2 protein-coding genes are annotated in these 3,448 nt (G+C 46.2%); both read left to right on the top strand.

Annotated features, from left to right (window positions below; translation table 11 throughout):
* Window positions 1-44: 44 nt before the first annotated feature.
* Complete coding sequence (locus NWQ57_RS09730; protein WP_306021955.1) at window positions 45-1,151, top strand: efflux RND transporter periplasmic adaptor subunit; 1,107 nt, start codon at window positions 45-47, stop codon at window positions 1,149-1,151.
* The coding region (locus tag NWQ57_RS09725) for an efflux RND transporter permease subunit (protein ID WP_306021954.1) at window positions 1,148-3,448 on the top strand (2,301 nt) is incomplete at its 3' end. The genes NWQ57_RS09730 and NWQ57_RS09725, both read left to right, overlap by 4 nt.

Raw genomic sequence — 3,448 nt, 5'->3', positions numbered from 1 at the left:
AAAAAAGGTTAAATTAACCGCTCTTAAAATAGTATGGATGAACTATGGCAGCGCTAATGACTAAAATTCGGCAACAACCTATCTGGATAGCCCTCGCTATTGTGGTACTTCTGGTGTTGTGGGTTGGCTCTGGAATGCTATCTAACGACGATAAGGTGAATCCAAATCATGTTGACAAACATCGTATTTCCCCGCTAGTTAAAGTCACTGCAACGCGTTTTAAGGCAGAACAGGTTAATCGTGAAATCACCTTATATGGCCGCACTGAGCCCGACCGAGTTGCCACCATAAGGGCTGAAGTAAAGGGCTTGGTCGAAGCGATTTTTGTGCGGGAGGGTGAGTTTGTTAAACAAGGTCAACAGCTAATTCAGATTGATAATGCCGATTCATTAAGCCGGTTGTTATCAGCAAAAGCGATGCTTAAACAACGGGAAATTGAATTAGATGGCGCCCAATCATTAGGCAAGCAAGGTTATCAATCTCAGGTAAATTTAGCACAAGCGAAAGCGAATTTAGCAAGCGCCAAAGCAGACGTCAGTTTGTTAGAACTGGCTGTGCAACGCGCGCTGATTACTGCCCCTTTTGATGGCGTTATTAACCAGCGTTTTGTTGAGATTGGCGACTTGCTAAAAGACGGAGATCAGATTGCCAGCTTAGTTGATTTAGATCCCTTAGTGATCACCGCCAATGTCACACAAAATAATGTGCAAGGCATTGAATTAGACCAAGTCGCAGCAGGGCGCATGACCAACGGAGACGTTCTACAAGGTTCGGTGCGTTATATTTCAAGTGTTTCAGACCAAGGTACCAATACCTTCAAAATCGAAGTGGCCGTGCCTAATCCCGAACATAAACGTTTAGCGGGCATGAGTACTGAATTGGCTTTGCCACTGCATAAAACCTGGGCAATGTTAATTACTCCAGCGGTCATGGCGCTCGATGAAGAGGGGAATCTAGGGGTAAAAACCGTGGTGGATGAGCATGTAAAATTTGTGCCCATCGATATTGTTAAAAGCGACAGCCAAGGTGTGTGGTTGAGTGGCATGGGTGAGCAGGCCGACGTTATCACCTTAGGTCAAGGTTTTGTGCGTGATGGTGACAAAATTGAAGTGGTGTATAGCGAAGAATATAGCGAGCCGGTGAGTCAATGAACGCGCTAATTCAAGCGGCATTAAGCCGCACCCGCACCGTATTAATGATTTTTGTCTTGCTGATTATTTCAGGGGCAGTGACCTACGCGACTATTCCCCGCGAATCAAATCCTGACGTACCCATCCCGGTTATTTACGTGTCTATTGTACACGACGGTATCTCACCCGAAGACGCTGAACGAATGCTAGTAAAACCCATGGAGAGAGAGTTACGCTCAATCGATGGGGTAAAAGAGATGAAAGCGACTGCCGGAGAAGGTTTTGCCAATGTCACTTTGGAATTTTTCCCTGGTTTAGACTCGCAAGCCGCCCTGGCTGACGTACGTGACAAGGTCACGGTTGCACGAGCTAAATTACCTACTGAAACAGAAGAGCCCACTATTCACGAAGTGACCATGGCCGGACAGCAAGCTGCCATCACTGTGGTGTTATCCGGACCAGTATCTGAGCGAGCATTACTCACCGTTGCTCGTGAGCTAAAAAATCGTTTAGAAGGCATGAGTGAAGTCCTTGAAGTGACCATGGGTGGCGACCGTGAAGACATGGTTGAAATTGTGGTTGATCCCTTGTTGATGGAGTCATATGGGCTTGATCAAAACGATATTTTTAATTTGCTCTCTCGAAATAACCGTCTTGTGCCCGCTGGTACGATGGACAACGGCAAGGGCAGTTTTGCAGTAAAAGTGCCGTCGGTTTTTGAGTCAGTCAAAGATGTGATGGAGCAACCGGTAAAAGTGCAGGGTGATAGTGTTATTACTTTTGCTGATGTAGCGCAGGTCAGACGTTCGTACAAAGACCCTTCAAGCTTTGCTCGAGTCAATGGTGATGTGTCGGTGTCATTGGAAGTGAAAAAGCGCCCTGGCGAAAATATGTTGGCCACCGTACAAAACGTAAAAGACTTGATTGAAACTGCCAGAAACTCAGCCATTTGGCCTGCCAGTATAAATGTCAGTTACACCGGTGACCAAAGTGTTGACGTGAACATGATGCTCAACGATCTGCAAAACAATGTTTCCAGCGCCATCATCTTAGTGGCCGTGGTGATTGTGGCTATTTTGGGTTTGCGCACCGCCTTATTGGTGGGTATATCTATACCTGGCTCATTTTTAACCGGCATTCTGATCATCGCGTTATTTGGCTATACCCTGAATATGGTGGTGTTGTTCTCGCTGATTATGGCAGTGGGCATGCTGGTGGATGGGGCGATTGTCGTCACCGAATACGCCGACCGGTGCATGAGTGAAGGCATGGACAAGAAAAAAGCCTATGGCCTTGCTGCTCAGCGTATGGCGTGGCCTATTACTGCCTCAACAGCCACGACGTTAGCCGCCTTTGCGCCACTGATGTTTTGGCCAGGCATGATGGGTGAATTTATGAAGTATTTACCCTTTACGCTTATCGCGGTGTTGTCGGCTTCATTATTGATGGCACTCATTTTTGTGCCAGTACTGGGCGGTGTATTTGGCAAACCCCGTTATGTGTCTGAAGAAACAAAACGCCAACTGCATGAAGCTGAAAGTGGTGATATTCGCCATCTCAGTGGCTTTACGGGTAAATACGTCAATGTACTTGCGACAGCCATCGAGCATCCTTGGAAAATACTAGGTTCAGCCATTATTATTGCCATCTTGTCGATTACCGCATTTAATTTGTCGGGCTTGGGTTCCCAGTTTTTCCCGAACGTCGATGTGCCGGGTATTAACATTAATGTGCGTTCTGCCAGCGATATGTCGATTTACGAAAAAGATCAGATAATGCGCGATGTTGAAAGCAAAATTATCGATATGGATGAAATCGAAACCCTGTATGTGCGTACTGGTGGACAAGATCAAATCGGCTACTTGCGTTTAAATTTAGTGGATTGGCATTATCGTGCGCATTCAGATGAGGTTCTCAAAGACACTCAAGCGCGTTTAAAAGGCTTGCCGGGATTAGATATTGAAATTTCAGCCGACCAAAATGGCCCTCAATCGGGTAAAGATCTGCAAATACAATTGTCATCACGTTTCCCTGAATTACTCAATGATGCCGCGCTGAAAATCCGCAATGCACTGGATAACAACGACAAGTTCACCTCTATCAGTGATACGGCGTCTAAACCCGGAATTGAATGGCAACTAAAAGTGAATCGCAGTGATGCGGCCCGATTTGGTGCAGACGCCACACTAGTGGGTAGCACGGTGCAGTTTGTCACCAATGGTTTAAAAATCGGTGAATATCGCCCAGACGACGTAGATGACGAGTTAGATATTCGTGTTCGTTATCCCATTGATTCACGCTTTATTGGTAAGCTTGAT

It is taken from the genome of Paraglaciecola sp., assembly GCF_030730205.1.
GTDB lineage: Bacteria > Pseudomonadota > Gammaproteobacteria > Enterobacterales > Alteromonadaceae > Paraglaciecola.
This window is presented reverse-complemented; position numbering and strand designations above follow the sequence as displayed.